The organism is Acidimicrobiales bacterium, from assembly GCA_035531755.1.
Lineage (GTDB): Bacteria > Actinomycetota > Acidimicrobiia > Acidimicrobiales > UBA8190 > DATKSK01.
Genome location: DATKSK010000067.1, coordinates 1 through 17863, shown reverse-complemented (window position 1 = coordinate 17863; position 17863 = coordinate 1). Strand labels below are relative to the sequence as shown.

Annotated in this window: 15 protein-coding genes; 3 read left to right on the top strand and 12 right to left on the bottom strand. The window is 73.7% G+C overall.

Going from position 1 to position 17863, the window contains the following annotated elements:
* Nucleotides 1-9: 9 nt before the first annotated feature.
* The 9 genes from VMV22_13275 to VMV22_13235 form a co-directional block, all read right to left on the bottom strand.
* Nucleotides 10-345: a TraR/DksA family transcriptional regulator gene (locus VMV22_13275; GenBank protein ID HUY23302.1), complete on the bottom strand. Its 336-nt coding sequence runs from the start codon at nt 343-345 to the stop codon at nt 10-12.
* Between the two features lie 10 nt (nt 346-355).
* The gene (locus VMV22_13270; GenBank protein HUY23301.1) at nt 356-1438 is read right to left on the bottom strand and encodes a site-specific tyrosine recombinase; all 1083 of its coding nucleotides are present in this window, start codon (nt 1436-1438) and stop codon (nt 356-358) included.
* Between the two features lie 5 nt (nt 1439-1443).
* Nucleotides 1444-2055: an NUDIX hydrolase gene (locus VMV22_13265; protein ID HUY23300.1), complete on the bottom strand. Its 612-nt coding sequence runs from the start codon at nt 2053-2055 to the stop codon at nt 1444-1446.
* A complete protein-coding gene (locus VMV22_13260; GenBank protein HUY23299.1) occupies nt 2042-3697 on the bottom strand; it encodes a CTP synthase in 1656 nt (551 codons plus the stop codon). Before VMV22_13260 ends, VMV22_13265 begins: the two co-directional genes overlap by 14 nt.
* A 47-nt stretch (nt 3698-3744) precedes the next feature.
* Nucleotides 3745-5352, bottom strand: a complete 1608-nt coding sequence (recN, locus tag VMV22_13255) for a DNA repair protein RecN (GenBank protein HUY23298.1) — start codon at nt 5350-5352, stop codon at nt 3745-3747.
* 17 nt (nt 5353-5369) lie between these two features.
* Nucleotides 5370-6272 carry an NAD(+)/NADH kinase gene (locus VMV22_13250; protein HUY23297.1) on the bottom strand — a complete coding sequence of 301 codons (903 nt, stop codon included), beginning with the start codon at nt 6270-6272 and terminating at the stop codon, nt 5370-5372.
* Nucleotides 6273-6279: 7 nt separating this feature from the next.
* Nucleotides 6280-7173: a TlyA family RNA methyltransferase gene (locus VMV22_13245; protein HUY23296.1), complete on the bottom strand. Its 894-nt coding sequence runs from the start codon at nt 7171-7173 to the stop codon at nt 6280-6282.
* A complete protein-coding gene (locus tag VMV22_13240) occupies nt 7170-7610 on the bottom strand; it encodes a hypothetical protein (GenBank protein ID HUY23295.1) in 441 nt (146 codons plus the stop codon). The genes VMV22_13245 and VMV22_13240 overlap by 4 nt, the downstream gene beginning before the upstream one ends.
* 110 nt (nt 7611-7720) lie before the next feature.
* A complete protein-coding gene (locus VMV22_13235) occupies nt 7721-8527 on the bottom strand; it encodes an HAD-IIA family hydrolase (protein ID HUY23294.1) in 807 nt (268 codons plus the stop codon).
* A gap of 153 nt (nt 8528-8680) precedes the next feature.
* On the opposite strand from VMV22_13235, the gene VMV22_13230 reads away from it, so the two are divergent.
* A complete protein-coding gene (locus VMV22_13230) occupies nt 8681-9931 on the top strand; it encodes a TrpB-like pyridoxal phosphate-dependent enzyme (protein HUY23293.1) in 1251 nt (416 codons plus the stop codon).
* An 81-nt stretch (nt 9932-10012) separates the two neighbouring features.
* Here the strand turns inward: VMV22_13230 and VMV22_13225 are convergent, their stop codons facing one another.
* A complete protein-coding gene (locus tag VMV22_13225) occupies nt 10013-11110 on the bottom strand; it encodes a radical SAM protein (GenBank protein HUY23292.1) in 1098 nt (365 codons plus the stop codon).
* A gap of 193 nt (nt 11111-11303) precedes the next feature.
* Here VMV22_13225 and VMV22_13220 point away from each other — a divergent pair, with 193 nt between their 5' ends.
* Nucleotides 11304-13430 (top strand): N,N-dimethylformamidase beta subunit family domain-containing protein, encoded by a 2127-nt coding sequence (locus VMV22_13220; protein HUY23291.1) that lies wholly within the window; start codon nt 11304-11306, stop codon nt 13428-13430.
* Here the strand turns inward: VMV22_13220 and VMV22_13215 are convergent.
* Nucleotides 13390-14940 (bottom strand): MFS transporter, encoded by a 1551-nt coding sequence (locus VMV22_13215; protein HUY23290.1) that lies wholly within the window; start codon nt 14938-14940, stop codon nt 13390-13392. The two genes, VMV22_13220 and VMV22_13215, sit on opposite strands and share 41 nt — an antisense overlap.
* Before the next feature lie 66 nt (nt 14941-15006).
* On the opposite strand from VMV22_13215, the gene VMV22_13210 reads away from it, so the two are divergent.
* Entirely contained in the window at nt 15007-15519 is a 513-nt protein-coding gene (locus VMV22_13210; GenBank protein HUY23289.1) for a flavodoxin, read from the top strand.
* A gap of 42 nt (nt 15520-15561) precedes the next feature.
* Here VMV22_13210 and VMV22_13205 read toward each other — a convergent pair whose 3' ends face one another.
* Nucleotides 15562-17619, bottom strand: a complete 2058-nt coding sequence (locus VMV22_13205) for a hypothetical protein (protein ID HUY23288.1) — start codon at nt 17617-17619, stop codon at nt 15562-15564.
* Nucleotides 17620-17863 lie beyond the last annotated feature (244 nt).

Genomic DNA, 17863 nt, shown 5'->3' with positions numbered 1-17863 from the left:
GGGTCCGGATCAGTGCTTCGCGGCGCAGTCGATGCAGTACCGCGCGGCGGGCTTCGCCTCCAGGCGCAGCGGGTCGATCGGCTGCCCGCAGTCCTCGCACACGCCGTAGCTCCCGTCGGTCAGCTTGGCCAGCGCCCGCTCGACGTCCGCGAGGGTCTCCCGGAGCGACGCCCCCAGCGCCTCCACTTCGCCACGCTCCGCGGTCACCTGGCTGGAGTCGGCGAAGTTGGAGTCGTAGGTCAGGCTCGCGCCGGACAGCCCGAGCTCGTCGAGCTTGGCCAGGAGGTCCGCACGCTCCTCCTCGAGCAGGGCGCGGTGATCGACGGTGGAGGCCTCATTGGGCACGGACACGAGATTACTGCCCAGACCCCCGTCCGGCGCGCGGATGTGCCTGTTCATAGGCCTGGCGGAGGTGCTCGGGTGACACCCGGGTGTACAGCTGCGTCGTGGCGATCGACGCGTGGCCGAGCAGCTCCTGCACCACGCGGATGTCGGCGCCGTGGGCCAGCATGTGCGTGGCGCACGAGTGGCGCAGGACGTGCGGGTGGAGCTTGCCCTCGATCCCCGCGGCGCGCGCCCGCTTCTTCAACACGCCCCACACGCCCTGGCGCGTCAGACGGCCGCCCCGGGCGTTCAGGAACACGGCCTCGGCATCGCCGCGCCGCGCCCAGCGCCGCGGCTCGAGCTCCGGTCGGCCCCACGGGCCGAGCCAGTCGTCGAGGGCGTCGCGCGCACAGCTGCCCATGGGGACGAGCCGCTCCTTGTCGCCCTTGCCGAGCACGCGCACGAGCCCGGTGTCCGACCCGAGGTCGCCGAGTGACAACCCGGCCAGCTCGGAGACGCGCATCCCCGTGCCGTAGAGCACCTCCAGGATGGCCCGGTCCCGGATCGACGCGGGGTCGTCGTCGGTCGTCGTGGCGAGCAGCCGCTCGACCTCGTCCTCGTCGATGGCCTTGGGGAGCCGGCGCGGCGGGCGGACCGGGCGGACGTCCGCGGTCGGGTCGGCCGTGGCGCCACCCTCCTCGATGAGGAAGTGGTGCAGGCCGCGCAGGGCCGCCAGGGCACGCGCCACCGATGCCGGCCCGAGGCCGGCGGCGCGCCGGGCAGCCAGGTGCTCCTCCACGCTGGCCAGATCCGCGTCCCCCACCGACCGCCCGCGCCCGGCCAGGAAGGCTTCGTAGGAACGCAGGTCGCGCCGATAGGCGGCCACGGTGTTGCGGGCCCGGCCCTGCTCGACGGTCAGCCACGTCAGGAACTCCTCGGCCTCGCGGCTGAGCAGGCGCGTCCCGTCGGCGATGTCGTCGACGCCGGCGGTGTCGTGCGTGCCGGCGGTGTCGTGCGTGCCGGGCGGTCCCGGTCGGGCGACCGTGTCGCGCCGGGCGGGCGGGGCGGGCCGGGCGGGTGTGGACGGGGCCGAGCCGACGGCGCGTGGGGCCACGGTGGTCAGGGGCGCGGCCGCGCCAGCGCATGGCGCGCCAGCAGGAGGCCGAGCACGGTCTGCGCGTCGACGAGCGCGCCCGACGCCGTCATGGCATCGACGTCGGCCAGTGCCACTTCGACGACCTCGATGAAGCGCTCTTCGTGGCCATGGCGCGCCGCCGTGCCGGGCACGAGCCCGCCCGCCATGTAGAGGAGCGTCTCCTCGTCACAGAACCCCGGCGTGTTGAACACGGTGCCGAGCAGCTGCATGGTGCCGGCGCGCACGCCGACCTCCTCCTCGAGCTCCCGGCGCGCCGTCTCCTCGGGTGGCTCACCGGCGACGTCGCGTGTCCCCGCGGGGATCTCGAGCAGCTCGCGGTCGATGGGCCCGCGGTACTGACGGACGAGGAGGACGGTGCCGCGGTCGGTGACGGGCACGACGGCCACCGCGCCGGGATGGCGCACGACGTCGCGTGTGAAGCGCGTGCCGTCGGGAGCCTCGAACTCGGCGCTCACCAGTGAGATCCGCCAGCCCTCGACGCGCACGTCGTCACCGAGGTGGCGGAACCCGGCGGCGGGAGTGGTGTCGGTGAGCGGGGAGCGGCCCGGCGGGGACCCGCCGTCAGGAGGCGGCACCGACGTCGGCGTCGATGGCGATCAGTCGCGGCAGGCGACCCTCGGCGCGGGCCAGGGCTGCGGCCAGGAGCTCCCGGAACAGCGGGTGGGGCCGGTCCGGTCGGCTCTTGAACTCCGGGTGGGCCTGCGTCCCCACCCAGAAGGGGTGCCCGGGGAGCTCCACGAACTCGACCAGCATGCCGTCGGCGGAGGTGCCCGAGCACAGCAGGCCGGCCTCCTCGAGCTTGGGGCGCCAGCGGGGGTTCACCTCGTAGCGGTGCCGGTGCCGCTCCGACACCACCGTGGCCTCGTAGGCCGCCGCCACCATCGAGCCCGGTTCGAGCTGCGCGAAGTAGGACCCGAGGCGCATGGTGCCGCCCATGTCCACCACGTTGTGCTGGTCGTCCATGAGGTCGATGACAGGGTACGGCGTGACCGTGTCGAATTCTCGCGAGTTGGCGCCCTCGAGGCCGGCGAGGTGCCGGGCGACGTCGATGACCATCACCTGGAGGCCCAGGCACAGCCCGAGGCACGGGATCTCGCGCTCGCGTGCGAACCGGGCGGCGAGGATCTTCCCCTCGATGCCGCGCTCGCCGAAGCCGCCGGGGATGACCATGCCGTCGAGCTGGAGCATGCGCTCGGTGCCGAGGAGATCGGGGACCTTCTCGGCCTGGATCCAGTCGACCTCGACCTTGGCGCCGTGGTGGAACCCGGCGTGGCGCAGCGCCTCCCCCACCGACAGGTAGGCGTCGGGGAGGTTGACGTACTTGCCGACGACGCCGATGCGCACCGGCCGCTCCGACGCGGAGACCTGGTTGACGACCTTCTCCCATCCCGACAGGTCGACGGGGTGCAGCGCGCTGTCGATGGCGAGCATCTGGCACACCACGCGGTCGAAGCCCTCGTCGTGCAGGACGAGGGGGATCTCGTAGATGCTCGGCGCGTCGACCGCCGAGATCACCCCTTCGCTGGGCACGTCGCACAGCAGGGAGATCTTGCGCTTCAACCCGTCGGAGATGGGTTGGTCCGAGCGGCACACGATGATGTCGGGTTGGATGCCCCGACTGCGCAGCTCGGTCACGGAGTGCTGGGTGGGCTTGGTCTTCTGCTCCCCCGACGGCGCCAGGTACGGCACCAGGGTGAGGTGCACGTAGCAGACGTTGTCGCGCCCCACGTCGTGGCGGAACTGGCGGATGGCCTCGAGGAAGGGGACGATCTCGATGTCGCCCACGGTCCCACCCACTTCGACGATGACGACGTCGATCTCCTCGGAGGCGAGCCGTTGGATGCGCTCCTTGATCTCGTCGGTGACGTGCGGGATCACCTGGACGGTCTTGCCCAGGTAGTCGCCGCGGCGCTCCTTGTCGATCACCGCCTGGTAGATGGACCCCGTGGTGGCGTTGGAGGTCTGGCGCAGCTCGACGTCGATGAAGCGCTCGTAGTGCCCGAGGTCGAGGTCGGTCTCGCCGCCGTCGTGGGTGACGAACACCTCACCGTGCTCGAAGGGGTTCATCGTGCCCGGGTCCACGTTGATGTACGGGTCGAGCTTGATCATCGTCACCCGCAGGCCGCGGCACTTGAGCAGCCGGCCGAGCGAGGAGGCGGTGAGGCCCTTGCCGAGTGAGGAGGAGACGCCACCGGTGACGAAGACGTACTTGGTCACGCTCGGTGCCTCCCGGGCATCGCTCCACGGTAGACCACGGATGCAGGCTACCGGTGGAGGCCCCGGGCGCGGGCCGGGGGCGCCAGGAGCTCCTCGGCGTGGCGCCGGGCGGTGGCCGAGCCGGGCCGGCCCGACAGCATGCGGGCCAGCTCGACGACGCGGTCCTCGCCCTCGAGCGGCGTCGTGCGGGCGACGGTGCGCCCGGCCTCGACCTCCTTGCGCACGCCGAGCTGCTGCCGGGCGCACGCGGCCACCTGGGCCAGGTGGGTGACCACGAGGACCTGGTGGTGCTCGGCCACCTCGGCCAGGGCCCGGCCCACCGCCCGGGCGGCTTCGCCACCGACGCCCGCGTCCACCTCGTCGAACACCATGGTCGGTGGCGCCTCGGTGAGCACCAGCCGCAGGGCGAGCATGGCCCGGGCCAGCTCGCCCCCCGAGGCCACTTTGGCCAGGGGCAGCACGGCCTCCCCGGGGTTGGCGCCGAGGAGGAAGGACACGTCGTCGCCGGGGTCGTCCCCGTCGACGGTCACCTCGATCCGGGCGTGGGGCATGGCCAGCCCCCGGAGGCGCTCCTCGACGGCGTCGGCCAGCCGAGGTGCCGCGGCGCGGCGGGCCGTGCCCACGGCGGCCTCGGCCGACCGGACCTCGGCCTCGACCCCGTCGATCGCCGCCTGCAGGGCCGTGGCCCGCTCCTCCACGGCGTCGAGCTCGGCCAGCCGGTGGCGCGCCTCCTCGGCGAAGGCCAGGATCCCGGCGGGGCCCTCCCCGTACTTGCGCGTCAGCTCGCGCAGCTGCTGGCGTCGTGTGCGCACCTCCTCCAGGCGCGCCGGGTCGGCGTCCCAGGTCTCCACCACGTGGCGCAGGTCGGAGGCGGTGTCGGCGGCGTCGGCCTGCAGGGCGGCCAGGCGCTGGGCGAGCGGCGCCAGGGGGTCGCGGCCGTCGAGGGCGGCCCGGGCCGTGCCGATGAGGTCGACGGCCGCGGCGCGTCCCCCCTCGCCGGCGTCGAGGGCGGCGAGCGCGTCGGCGGCGGCCTGGCGGTGCGACGTCGCCTGCGCCAGGCGGTCCTCCTCCTCGGCCAGCTCGTCGTCCTCGAGCGGGCCCGACAGGGCGGCCCCGTCGATCTCCTCGAGCTGGTAGCGCAGGAGGTCGGTCTCACGGGCCCGGGCGCGCTCGTCGCCGCCGAGGCCGTCGAGCTCGTGGTGCAGCGCCCGCCGCCGGGCGCGGGCGGCCTCGAGCGGCCCGAGGTCGGTGCCGGCGAAGGCGTCGAGGGCGCGGCGCTGGGCGGCCGCGTCGAGCAGCGACTGGTGGGCGTGCTGGCCGTGGAGCTCGAGGAGGCGCCCACCGGCTTCGGCCAACGCCGCCACCGGCGCCATGCGGCCGTCGACCCAGGCACGCGACCGCCCCTGTGCGGGGACGGCGCGAGCGAGGATCACCTCCTCGTCGTCGACGACGAAGCGTCCCTCGACGAGCGCCTCGGCGGCCCCGGGGCGCACCAGGCCCGGGTCGGCGCGCCCGCCCACGAGGAGCTCGAGCGCTTCGACGAGGAGCGTCTTGCCCGCACCGGTCTCGCCCGTGAGCGCGGTCATGCCGGTCCCGAGGTCGAGGGCGACCGATTCGATCACCCCCAGATCGCGCACCCGCAGTTCGACGAGCACCGGCGCCCCGACGTCGATCAGCGGTCCGCCAGGTGGAACCTGGCTCGCAGGATGGAGAAGAAGTCGCGCGGCCCGAAGGTGACCAGGCGCGCCGGGGAGGGGCCCATGCGGCACACCACGGCGTCGCCGGGTCGGAGCGAGTCCACGCTCTGCCCGTCGAGGACGAGCACGGCGGGTCGCGGGGCGACCAGCTCGAGGCGCACCCACTGCTCGGGGTCGAGGACGAGCGGGCGGTCGAAGAGCATGTGCGGCGACACCGGCGTGAGGACGAGGGCCCGCAGCCCCGGGCTCAGGATCGGCCCGTGCGCCGAGAGGTTGTACGCCGTGGAGCCCGTGGGCGTCGCCACGAGCAGCCCGTCGGCGGCATAGGTGACGAACGGCCGTCCCGCGATCGACGCCGTCACCCTGATGGTATGGCCGGGCACGGTCTTCTCGACGACGGCCTCGTTGAGCACGACGGTGGCGCCATGGCGCGGCGGCCCACCTCCAGCCGGCTCGAGCGCGACCTCGAGGGTCATGCGCTCCTCCACGCTGTAGTCGCCGGCCAGGAACCGCTCGAGCGCGCCTTCGAGGCCGTGCGGCTCGATCTCGGTGAGGTAGCCGAGGCGGCCCAGGTTCACGCCCAGGACGGGGACACCCGCCGTGCACGCGAGCGCCACGGTCCGCAGCATCGTGCCGTCGCCCCCGAGGCTCACGGCCAGGTCGACCGAGTCCTCGAGCGACGGGCCCGCCGCGCCGCCGGCGGGCCGGATGTCGGCGCCCTCCCCGTCGCCGTCCTCGGAGACGTCCGACCCGGGGGGCGCCACGTCGTCGAGCTGCACGACGGTGTGCCCACGTTCGGTCAGCCACGCGCCGGCGCGCGACGCGATCGAGGCCGCCTCGGGGCGGAAGGGGTGAACGACGAACGCCACGGTGGCCACGGCGTCCCTACCCTTCCCCGGGCCCGGGGCCCGTCGGCGTGCGGGGGGTGGCGTCTGCATCGGCGTCGGGTGCCGCCACCACCGCGGCGTCGAGCATGGCCGCCACGGCGGGGTCCGACGGTGTCGAAAGCCCGGGGGGCGCCTCGTGGGCCCGGGCGTGCAGGAAGAACTCCGCGTTGCCGGCCGGGCCGAGCAGGGGCGATGCCATGGCCCCCATGATGGTGGCTCCCTGCGACGCGAGGGCGGAGGCCACCTGGTCGAGGGCCCGGCGGCGCACGGCGGGGTCGCGGATCACGCCCTTCCCCCGGCTGGCCTGGGCGCGTCCCGCCTCGAACTGGGGCTTGACCAGGACGACGATGGCGGCGCCCGGCGCGGCCATCTCGCCGGCAAGCACCGGCGCCACGGTGGCAAGGGAGATGAAGGACAGATCGGCCACGACGACCTCGAAGGGCGCCTCCCCGGCGTCCTCCCTCGTCAGGGCGCGCACGTTGGTCCGTTCCCGCACGGTCACCCGGGCGTCGTGGCGCAACGCCGGGGCGAGCTGGCCGTAGCCGACGTCCACGGCCACGACCGAGGCCGCGTCCCGCCGCAGCAAACAGTCGGTGAACCCGCCCGTCGACGCGCCGGCGTCGAGGCACCGGCACCCGGCCACGTCGACACCGAAGCGCTCGAGGGCGGCATCGAGCTTGTCCCCGCCGCGCGAGACGAAGCGCTTCGAGCGGTCGTCCCCGACGACGACCGGCTCGGACTCGGACACGAGGCGCGCCGACTTGTCGGCGAGCGCACCCGCCACGAGCACGACGCCGGACTCGACGAGGGCACGCGCGCTCTCACGCGAGCCGGCGAGACCCCGCCGCACGAGCTCGGCGTCGAGCCGGCGGCGGACCGGCGCTGGTGTCAGGCGCCCGCCTTCTTCGCCGCCTTCTTGGCGGGAGCCTTCTTCTTCGCCGCCTTGGCGGCCGGCGCCCGGGTGGCGGCCTTCTTGGCCGTCGCCTTCTTGGCGGCCTTGGGGCCCTTGGCGCCGCGACCGGTGGCGCTGCGTGCCGCCGCCGAGGAGCGGGCCAGGATGTCGGCCACCTTCTTGGCGAGGTCGTCGACGTTGGTGAAGCCGAGCTCCTTGAGCTGCTGCCTCACTTCACCGCGGACGGTGGCGACGAGCGCCTCGGAGCGTTCGCGACTCGCCTTCACGATGTCCTCGACCCAGTCCTGGGCGCGGTGGCGCTCCACCTCCCCGGTCTTGATCAGCTCGCGCACGAGCTCCTCGGCACGTGCCCGGGTGATCTGCGTGAGCGCCATGCCGGCCTCGACGTAGCGACGCAGTCCGTCGTTCTCTGTCATGCGGCCACGCTACGGCCCGCCGCGCGCCGCGGCAAGGGCAGGAAGTCCCTTGTGGACCGCACCGTTCCCCCCGGGGGCCGGTGTCGTCGCGGTCGTCGGGCGACGGGGTGTCAGCCGTCGGCCGCCAGGTGGCGCGTCACCAAGGCCGCGAGGTCGTCGGCCTCCTCGTCGGGCTCGACCACCATGGGCTCGCGCCCGTCGCCGGTCACGCCGCTGCGCACCAGCGCGAACGGGAGCCCGAGCCGCCTCGCCAGCGCGCCGTCGGTGGAAGGTCGGTCCCCCACGACCAGCACGGCGTCGGGGACGCGGCTGCGCAGCAGGGCCACCAGGGGTTCGTGAGGCTTGCCGGCGACCTCCGGCGTGGCCTGGGCGGCGGTGGCCACGGCCGCCAGGATCGCCCCCGACCCGGGCAGGAGGCGCTGCGGCGTGGGGTGGGTGGGGTCCTCGTTGGTCCCCACGAACCTGGCCCCGTCCCGCACGGCGGTCGCCGCCGTCGCCAAGAGGTCGAAGTCGAAGTGTCGTGTCCATCCCACCACCACGGCGTCGGCCGGGCCCTCGGCGACGACGGACACACCCCGGGCCGCCAGGGCTTCGAGCACGCCGGCGTCGCCGCACACGACGGCGGTGGAGCCCGGCTCGAGCATCGACGCCGCCGCCTGGGCCGAGGTGACGAGATCGCCGGACGCGGCGTCGATACCGGCGCGCGCCAGGCGTTGACGGAGCTCGGCGAGGGTGGGCGCGGCGTTGTTGGTCGCGAAGACGACGCCGTAGCCGGCGGCACGCAGCCGTGCGATGGCGTCGGCGGAGCCGGGGATGGGCTGCTCCGCCAGCCAGATCACACCGTCGAGGTCGACGACCCACGTCCCCCGGCCCGACGCGCCCGGGGTGGCGGTGACTGCACCGTGGTCCGCGGCCATGGGGTCATGTTGGCAGATGCCGCCGCAGCCTCCTGACGGGACGCCGCCCACGGGACGCGCCGGGGAGGTGCCGGTACAGTTCGTCGCACCGGGAGCCGAGCCGTCCGCCCCCGGTGCCGGCTGCGCCGGCCCGCCGGACCACGAGGAGCCCCGATGCGCTTCATCCTCACCGAAGACCGACTCCCCCAGGCGTGGTTCAACGTCGTCCCCCACCTGCCCGAGCCCCTGCAGCCGCCGCTGCACCCGGGCACGCGCCAGCCCATCGGCCCCGACGACCTCGCCCCGCTCTTCCCCATGGCGCTCATCGGCCAGGAGGTCACGGCCGAGCCGTGGGTCGACATCCCCGGCGAGGTGCTCGACGTGCTGCGCTCGTGGCGCCCGACCCCCCTGGTGCGGGCCCGGCGCCTCGAGGAGGCGCTCGACACCCCGGCGCGGATCTACTACAAGGACGAGTCGGTCTCCCCGGCGGGATCGCACAAGCCGAACACGGCGGTCCCCCAGGCCTTCTACAACAAAGCCGAGGGCGTCCCCCGGCTCACCACGGAGACCGGTGCGGGCCAGTGGGGCAGCGCCCTCGCCTTCGCCACGGCGCGCTTCGGCCTCGAGTGCAAGGTGTACATGGTGCGGGCGTCGTACGACCAGAAGCCCTACCGCCGCGTGATGATGGAGGTGTGGGGCGCGGACGTGGAGCCCTCCCCCGTCGACGACCCCTCTCACCCGGGATCGCTGGGGGCCGCCATCAGCGATGCCGTGCGCGACGCCGTGGGCCGCGACGACTCGCACTACTCGCTCGGGTCCGTCCTGAACCACGTGCTGCTGCACCAGACGGTGATCGGCCTGGAGGCCAAGGAGCAGCTCGCCCTGGCCGGGGAGGAGCGCCCCGACCTCATCATCGGGTCCTGTGGCGGCGGGTCGAACCTGGGCGGCATCGCCCTGCCCTTCGTCCCCGACGCCGACGTCGACCTGCTGGCCGTGGAACCGTCCTCGTGCCCCACGCTCACCGAGGGACGCTTCGAGTACGACTTCGGGGACACCGCGGGGATGACGCCGCTGCTGGCCATGTACACGCTGGGCCACGACTTCGTCCCGCCGTCCATCCACGCCGGCGGACTGCGGTACCACGGCGACGCCCCCATCATCTGCAACCTGGTGAAGAACGGGCGCATGCGGGCGACGGCCTACCGGCAGGGCAAGGTCTTCGACGCCGCCGTGCAGTTCGCACGCACCGAGGGCCCGATCCCCGCGCCCGAGACCGCCCACGCCATCCGCGCCGTCATCGACGAGGCGCTGGCGGCGCGCGAGGCGGGCGAGGCCAAGGTCATCCTGTTCTCGTACTCGGGCCACGGCCTGCTCGACCTGGGTGCCTACGACGACTACCTCCACGGGCGACTCATCGAGGACTGATATGGCGGTGCGGCGCCACGGGGCACCCGGCCTGACGCCGGTCCCGGTGACGGAGGCCACCGCCCGGAGCCGCTCGACGCCTCAGGGGAGAAGTGCGAGCTGCTCGACGGACGGCGCCGGGCCCGCACCGCCGGCCGGTCCGGCGGGGCGAGGGTCGACGACACCACCGGCTGGCCTCGGCGGCCCGGCATCGATCGCGGTGGCCTCGGGGTGCCCGAAGGTGTCGGCCCTGCTGCGCCGGCGACGGGTCGGGCCCACCACGACATGCACGCGCGCCGTGATCGCCTCCTGCTCGGCGCGCGACAGGTAGGCGGAACGCCGGTACCGGGGTGCCAGCTCGGCGTGGAGGTCGGGGCGCTCGCGGGCCAGGACCCCGAGGAAGTGCTCCTTGACCCCGCGGCGCAGGTGGAGCGGGATCGGTGTCACGAACACCGCCCCGGCCTCCGCGCAGGCGGCCGCCACCTCGGCGAGTTGCTCGGCGGAGTCCGACCAGCCGGGGATGACCGGTGCCACGAGCACCCCGGTCGGTATCCCCGCGTCGTTGAGGCGCCGCACCGCCTCCACGCGGCGGCGGGGGTGGGGCGTGCCGGGCTCGGTCGCCTTCCAGACCTCCTCGTCGAGTGTCCCGATGGAGAGGTTGCAGTGCACGTCGGTGCGCGCCGCCGCGGCCACCAGGAGATCGAGGTCGCGCAGGATCAGTGTCGACTTGGTCAGGATCGAAAAGGGGTTGCGGGCTTCCCCGAGCTCCCGCACGATCCCCTGCGTCAGGTGGTACCGGCCCTCGGCGCGCTGGTACGGGTCGGTGTTGGTCCCCATGGCGATGTGGTCGCCCCGCCACGTGGCCGACCGCAACTCGGCGCGCACGCGCTCGACCGCGTTCACCTTGACGACCAGCTTGCGCTCGAAGTCCTCGCCGATCCCGAGCCCGAGGTACTCGTGCGTGGGCCGGGCGAAGCAGTAGGTGCACGCGTGGCTGCACCCGCGGTACGCATTGATGGTGTAGCGGAACGGCATGCGCGACGCCGCGGGCACCTCGTTGATGACCCGCCGGGCGTTCACGTGGAGGAACTCCAGGCCGCGGTACTCGCCGACGCCCACGCGGCGGTCGACGACCTCCTCCTCCGGGAAGAGCATGGGCTGGCCGCCGTCGTCCTCCGCCCGCCGCCAGCGCAACGCCACCGGGCGGGGCTCGGGCCGGGGCGTCGGCCCAGCCGCGGATCGGGGCGCGGATCGGGCCGCGGCGTGGGGCGCGGCGTGGGGCGCGGGCGGGGGCTCGAGCACTCGGCCACCGTAGCGAACATACGTTCGCTCTGCACGCACGACGGTGGGGCCCGTCCCGACGATCCGGCGCCCGTGGGCCACCATGGGCGCCGTGTCGTCGACCTCGGGCCTCGTGGTGCTCATCGCCACCACCGTGCTGTTCGCAGCGGCGGCGATCGGGATCGCCTTCGGGCGGGAGCCCGGCATCCGGCGCCGGATGGCGCGGCGGGCTCGGACCGGCGACGACCCCCGCGCCGTCGACGACGAGGTCCTCCTCCCCCTGCCGGCCGATCGAGCGGTGCACCTCGTGACGGCGGCGGGAGAGGCGCTGCACATGGAGCTCAGGGCCGACGAGGCCCAGGGCGTGATCTCCGGCCGCCACGGTCCGACGTTGCGTTCCGGGGGCCAGGCGCTGCGCGTGACGGTGGCGGCGACCCCCGACGGGGGCTGCCGGGTCGCCATGCGCACCTGGCCGACGAGCGAGCGGGCCGGCACCGATCGGGGGGCCGGTCGGAGGCTGCTCGACGGGCTCGCCCGGGAGCTCGACGCCCGGGTGCGCGACGATCGGCGCGGGGACTCCGGGCGTGACGAACCCCGGGTGCCGATCGGCCGGCGCCGGCTCCTGGTCGTCGGCGGTGTGGGCATCGGGCTCGCCGCCCTGGGGGGCGCGGCGTGGGAGGTCGACCGGGTCGCCTCGGAGGAGGCGCGGCGGGCGACGAGGAGCCGACCCGCCGGCCGTGCCCGGCCCGCCACCCCCGACAAGGTGCGCGTGGTGATCCTCGACAGCGGGGTGCTCGTCCCCAGTGCCGACTGGGTGGTCGACGAGAACCAGCGGCCAGGGACGCTCGACTGGGTGATGGGCGCCGACACGCGCATCTACGGCTACGCCGACCGTGTGAGCGCGGTGCTCGGCGACGAGGTGACCCTGTTCGTCGACCCGCCGGCGGTCCCCTACCGGGTCGAGCTGTACCGGATGGGGTACTACGGCGGGCTGGGAGGCCGCCTGGTGTGGCGCTCAGGATGGATGGCGCCGGCGGCGGCCCAGCCGGCGGCGACGGTGGCCCCCGGCACGAACATGGTCGAGTGCCAGTGGCGCCCCACGACCCGGATCGGCATCGACCACGCCTGGCCCCCTGGCGCGTACCTCATCAAGCTGACGGGCGACGACGGTGGCCTGCACGCCGGCTACATCCCTCTGTGCGTCCGCGACGACGACAGCACGGCGGCCTACGCCGTCATGCACTCGGTCACGACCTGGCAGGCCTACAACGCCTACGGGGGTCGGAGCCTGTACGTCGGGCCCGGCAGCAGCGGCGGGGGCGAGTCCGGCGGCGCCAACCGCTCGCGGGTCGTCTCCTTCGACCGGCCCTACGACCAGCGGGGGTGGGGCGCACCGGACTTCATGGGCAACGAGTACCCCGTCGTCTTCCTGGCGGAACGCCTCGGCCTCGACGTGACCTACATCACCGACATCGACCTGCACCAGCAGCCCGACCGGCTCCTCCGCCACCGCTGCCTGTTCAGCCTGGGCCACGACGAGTACTGGTCGAGCGCCATGCGCGACGGGGCGTCGCGGGCCGTCGGTCAGGGTGTGAACCTGGCGTTCCTCGGGGCGAACGCCGTCTACCGCCACATCCGGCTGGAGCCGTCGCCCCTGGGTGCCGACCGGCACCAGGTCTGTTACAAGACCGACTTCGCCCACGAGGACCCCCTGTGGGGCATCGACCCGGCCGAGGTGACCGCCAACTGGCCCGACGGTCCCGACCCCCGGCCCGAGCAGCAGCTCGTGGGCTCGCAGTACGCCGACGTCGGCGCCAACGCCGACCTGGTCGTGGTCGACGCCGCCGCGTGGGTGTTCCAGGGGACCGGCCTCGTCGACGGCCAGCACCTCCCGGGCGTGGTGCAGGGCGAGTACGACCGCTACGAGCCCGGGCTGGGCGGGCCCGACGACGTCATGATCCTCGCCCACTCGCCCGTGGCCAACCGCGGCCCGGGGCGGTTCTCGGACATGACCTACTACAGCGCGCCGGGCGGCGGCGGCGTCCTCGCCACCGGGTCGGCGGCGTTCGTCTCCAGGCTCGCCGACGCCCCGCTCATCGGCGCCAACATCGTGCGCCCGGCGGTCCCCGGTGTCACGCCCGTGTTGGAGCGGATGATGGAGAACGTCTTCGCGGTGTTCGGTACCGGCCCGGCGTCGGTCACCGATCCGTCGGTGGCGAACTGGCGCCAGTTCTCCTGACGCCCCCGCCGTCGACGGCCGTGACGGTGGCCACGGCCGCCCTGGTCTGGCGCGGGAGGAAGAAGCCGGCCACGACGCCCGCGAGGGCGATCGCCGACGACACCGCCAGCCCCCGCGAGAACCCCGCCGTGAGCGCGGCGGCCTGGTGGGCCACCGATCGCGCCGCGGCGCGCCCCTCGGTGCCGAGGATCGCACGGGTGCGGTTGGCGGCGATGGTGGCCAGGGCGGCGAGGGCCGTGGACGCGCCGACCTGCCGGCTGGTGTTGAGCACGCCCGAGGCGAGGCCCGCCTCGGTGCGCGCCACGCCGGCCGTGGCCGCGAAGGCGAGCGGGGTCATGGCGGTGCCCATGCCGAACGTGGCCAGGGTGGCGCCCCCGAACACCGAGGCCCAGTACGACCCGGTGGGCCCGGCACGTGACAGCCACAGGAGGCCGCCCGCGCTCATGAGCGCGCCGGCGACGAGGGGCAGGCGCGGGCCGATGCGGGGCACGAGGCGCGAGCTGATCTGGGCCCCGGCGGCGATGGCGGCCGTCTGGGGAAGGAACCCGAGCCCCGTGACGAGCGGGGAGAACCGAAGCACCTCCTGCAGGTAGAGCGAGACGAAGAACCACATCGAGAACATGGCCCCGCCGAGGAAGAGCATGGCGAGGTTGGCGGTGCTCAGGGCGCGCGACCGGAACAGCCGGAAGGGGACGAGCGGCGATCGGGCCCCGCGCGTCTCGACGACCACGAAGACCGCCAGGGACACGAGCGCGATCGCCAACGGCACGACGGTGGCGGTCGAGCCCCACGGATGGGTGTGCGTGCCGGCCACGGCGTAGACGAGGGCCACGAGGCCCCCGGTCACGGTGATGGCACCGGGCACGTCGAGCGAGGGCCGTTCCCCCTCCGCCCGGGTCTCGGCCAACACGACACGCGCCGCCACCAGCGCGCCGATCGCCACGGGGAGGTTGACGTAGAAGATCCACCGCCACGACAGCAGGTCGGTGAGGATCCCGCCGAGCAGCGCCCCCGAGGCGCCCCCCACGGCCGCCATGGCACTCCAGATGCCCAGGGCGCGGGCCCGCTCGGCCGGGGCCCGGAAGGTCATCGTGAGGATCGTCAGGGTGGCCGGTGACAGCACGGCCGCCCCCAGTCCCTGCAGGGCGCGGGCCGCCACCAGCATGAGCTGGTTCTGGGCGACGGCGCACACCAGGCTGGCCGCCGCGAAGAGGCACAGCCCCAGCATGAAGACGCGTCGGCGCCCGAACAGGTCCGCGGCCCGGCCGCCGAGCAGCAGGAACCCCCCGAAGGACAGCGCGTAGGCGTTGACCACCCACTGCAGGCCGGCGGTCGAGAAGCCCAGGTCGTGCTGCATGGAGGGCAGCGCCACGTTCACGATCGACAGATCCAGGACGACCATGAACTGCCCCACGCAGACGAGGGCGAGGATCATGCCCGAGGACACGGTCCGCCCGCCGCCGGGGCGGGCCGCGTCCGTGACGGTCACGGTGGCGTCGGTTTCGGCCATCCGCCGATGATGCCACCTCCGGGGCGGGGTCCCGCCCGGGCCCGGCGCGGTCCGTACGATCTGGGCATGGCCGACGATGCGGGCACCGACGCCGTCGGGGACGCGGGCGGCGACGAGGCCCGCCACCTCCTGGTGGTGTGGCATTCGCGCACGGGGTCGACGGGCGTGCTGCGCGACGCCGCGCGGGCGGCGGCCGCCGAGGCCGTCGGCGACGAGGTCACGGTGCGCACCGTCGGTGCCCTTCAGGCCGGCCCCGAGGACGTGCTGTGGGCGCACGGCGTGCTGCTCGTGACGCCGGCCAACTTCGGCTACATGTCGGGTGCGATGAAGGACTTCTTCGAGCGCATCTACCACCCGTGCATGGACCGCACCGCAGGCCTGCCGTACGCCGTGCTGGTGAAGGGCGACACCGACGTCGACGGGGCGCTGGCCAGCATCGAGCGCATCGCCTCCGGCCTGCGCTGGCGCCGGGTGCTGGCGCCGGTGACCGTCGTGGGGGCGGCCGGTGCGCCGGAGGTGGAGCGGGCCGCCGAGCTGGGGGCCGCCTTCGCCGCGGGACTCGCCGCCGGGATCTTCTGAGGGCGGCACCCTGTCGTTGTTTCGACTCGGCCGCAGCCGCGTTCAGCCGGCGCCGATCTCGATGAGGGCGAGTGTGCCGACGTACCGCACCCGGTGCCTGCCGTCGTGCTCGAGATCGGTGATCGACTTGGCCCAGTCGAAGTAGTACGGGGCCCAGGAACGGTAGTTGTACTGGGGGGCGTGCAGCTCCTGCCGCCAGGCGTCCAGGTCGTACAGACCAGGACCGGTCGAGGCATCGGCCAGGATGTACTGGTACCCCAGTCGCCGCAGGTACGTCGCTTTGGCCGCCGCCCCCCTGAAGTAGGGCATGTGCGGCGCGGGTGAGGCGGCGCCCGCCAGGTCCAGCGTGGCGAAGTGAAAGCGCGAAAAGCTCAAAAGGCTCGGTTCGTCGACCGCGGCGAGGACCGTCGCACCCCGTGGCACGGTCCGGTTCATCCGGCGGTATTCCTTTTCCACGAGTACGTACCGGTCGACGAAGCCGGAAGACCCCTGCAGGATGTCCCAGGCGTTGCGAACGTTGCTGCGGGTCGCATCCCAATACGAGCGCGGCGTCCCACCGAACATGACGCATGTCAGACCCACCACGGCGAAGGTGCCGAGCGCCAACCTGGCCGGTACCCGCCAGGGAACGGTGGGGCCGAGGCGCCTGAGCGGACCGCGGCGCGTCGTTGGGGCGTGTCGCGGCGCGCGTCGGGGCCGGGCGGAGGCGACGGCGGGATCACGGCACGGCCAGAAGAGGTGAACGGCGAACAGACCGCATGCCAGCGTGCTGGGACCCTCGAAGCGGTCGATCTCGTAGCCGGCGAACCCCGAGAAGACGACGGTGTAGACGACGAGCTGGACCAGGCACCCGATCCCCGCGCCCAGGAGGACCACAAGCTCCTGGCGGTCGGGATGGCGCAACGGGGCGACGTGGTTCGGGTCCGTTCGTGCGCGGCGACCGATGACGAGGGCGCCCACGGCGATGCCGATGCAACCGATTGCGACCCACCCGACCCCGTAGCCATTGATGACGCTGCCGAGATGGCGCAGGTACTCGCCGACGCCACCCGCGAACGGGTTCGGCCCGACCGGATACGACGGGTCGTAGTTGCCCTCGACGAGCGGGAACAGTGGTGTCCGCGACGATCGGTAGGAGGCGACGGCCCAACCGGCGACCGACAGCAGTCCGGCGAGCCCGCACACGGCGACGGCTCGAATGGCGCGGCGCCGCCGGGCGAAGACGATTGCGATGATGGCTGCCACGACGACGGAGAACAGATAGTAGAAGCGCAATGCCAGGATTCCCCCGAGCACGACGCCGATGACGACGAACAGCCATGGCTGGTCAGCATCCGGGGCTCTGCGCACCTTGCCCAGGAGCTGGTACGTCGCCAACGACAGCGCGGCTGCTGACAGGGTCGGGCTGAGGTTCTGGATCGGCCCGATGCTGTGGCCGGCCATGACCCCGATGCCGAGGACCACGGTGCCGAGGGCGATCCACCGGCGCCGGAATGTGCCCACGGTGACCACGACCAGCAGGACCACAGCGAAGGTGAATTCGAATCCCCGGATGGAGGAGTTCCCCGTCACGTCGAGGAAGAGCGCGTGGTAGAGGGTGGCGCCGCCGTAGCTCGTCATCCGCCGGGCATTGAAGGGGTCGATCAGGCCCCCGGTGCCCAGGAGCCGCTTCGCCAGGTAGATGTACGCCGGGTCGTCGTCGTACTGGTTGTAGAAGACATAGCCGATGGCGAGACCGAGCGAGACGAGCAGCAAGAAGAGCCCTCCCGCGGCGAGGGCCAGTCCACCCACCAGCGTGCGAGCGTCGGGAGAGACGAACCGCCGGGTCCCCGCCCAGATTCGCGGGAGCAGGAGTGCGGCGCCGATCACGTGCCAGCCGAGGAGGAACGGAAGGCGTGCCGCGTCGAGGGCGACCAGGATGCCGCCTGCCGCCAAGAACAACGACACGCCGATGACGAGTTGCAGCGGTGCGCGCAGCTCGTCACGCGCAGACGCCCACCCGGCGCGACCCAGGGCCGCCACGGCCGCAGCCCCCCATCCCCACGCACCGAGGACGAGCAACGCCACCAGCGCCAGGAACTTCACCGCCTCAGGCATCATGACCTCTCAGGGTCGCGCACGGCGGCGGCACAGGACAGGGGTCGGGGCCGTACCGTGCCGTCCAGGACGCGCCCCGCCCGCGCCGAAGCAGGGCGTTCGTCCTCCCCGACGGTCAGGCGTCGACCGTCTACGCGCCCGGCCCGCCGGCGGTCGTCAGCCGGCTGGCCGTCTTGCGCCACTGCACCGTGGGGGCGATGGCGGCGGGGTCGACCCGGCCCCGGTGCCGGTCGGCCACGTCGAGCAG

Excerpts from the sequence above, each read along its gene's own strand:
- VMV22_13235 (HUY23294.1), bottom strand. The coding sequence starts at position 8,527 with ATGGCCGCGGACCACGGTGCAGTCACCGCCACCCCGGGCGCGTCGGGC.
- VMV22_13230 (HUY23293.1), top strand. The coding sequence starts at position 8,681 with ATGCGCTTCATCCTCACCGAAGACCGACTCCCCCAGGCGTGGTTCAAC.
- VMV22_13205 (HUY23288.1), bottom strand. The coding sequence starts at position 17,619 with ATGATGCCTGAGGCGGTGAAGTTCCTGGCGCTGGTGGCGTTGCTCGTC.
- VMV22_13210 (HUY23289.1), top strand. The coding sequence starts at position 15,007 with ATGGCCGACGATGCGGGCACCGACGCCGTCGGGGACGCGGGCGGCGAC.
- VMV22_13215 (HUY23290.1), bottom strand. The coding sequence starts at position 14,940 with ATGGCCGAAACCGACGCCACCGTGACCGTCACGGACGCGGCCCGCCCC.
- VMV22_13240 (HUY23295.1), bottom strand. The coding sequence starts at position 7,610 with ATGACAGAGAACGACGGACTGCGTCGCTACGTCGAGGCCGGCATGGCG.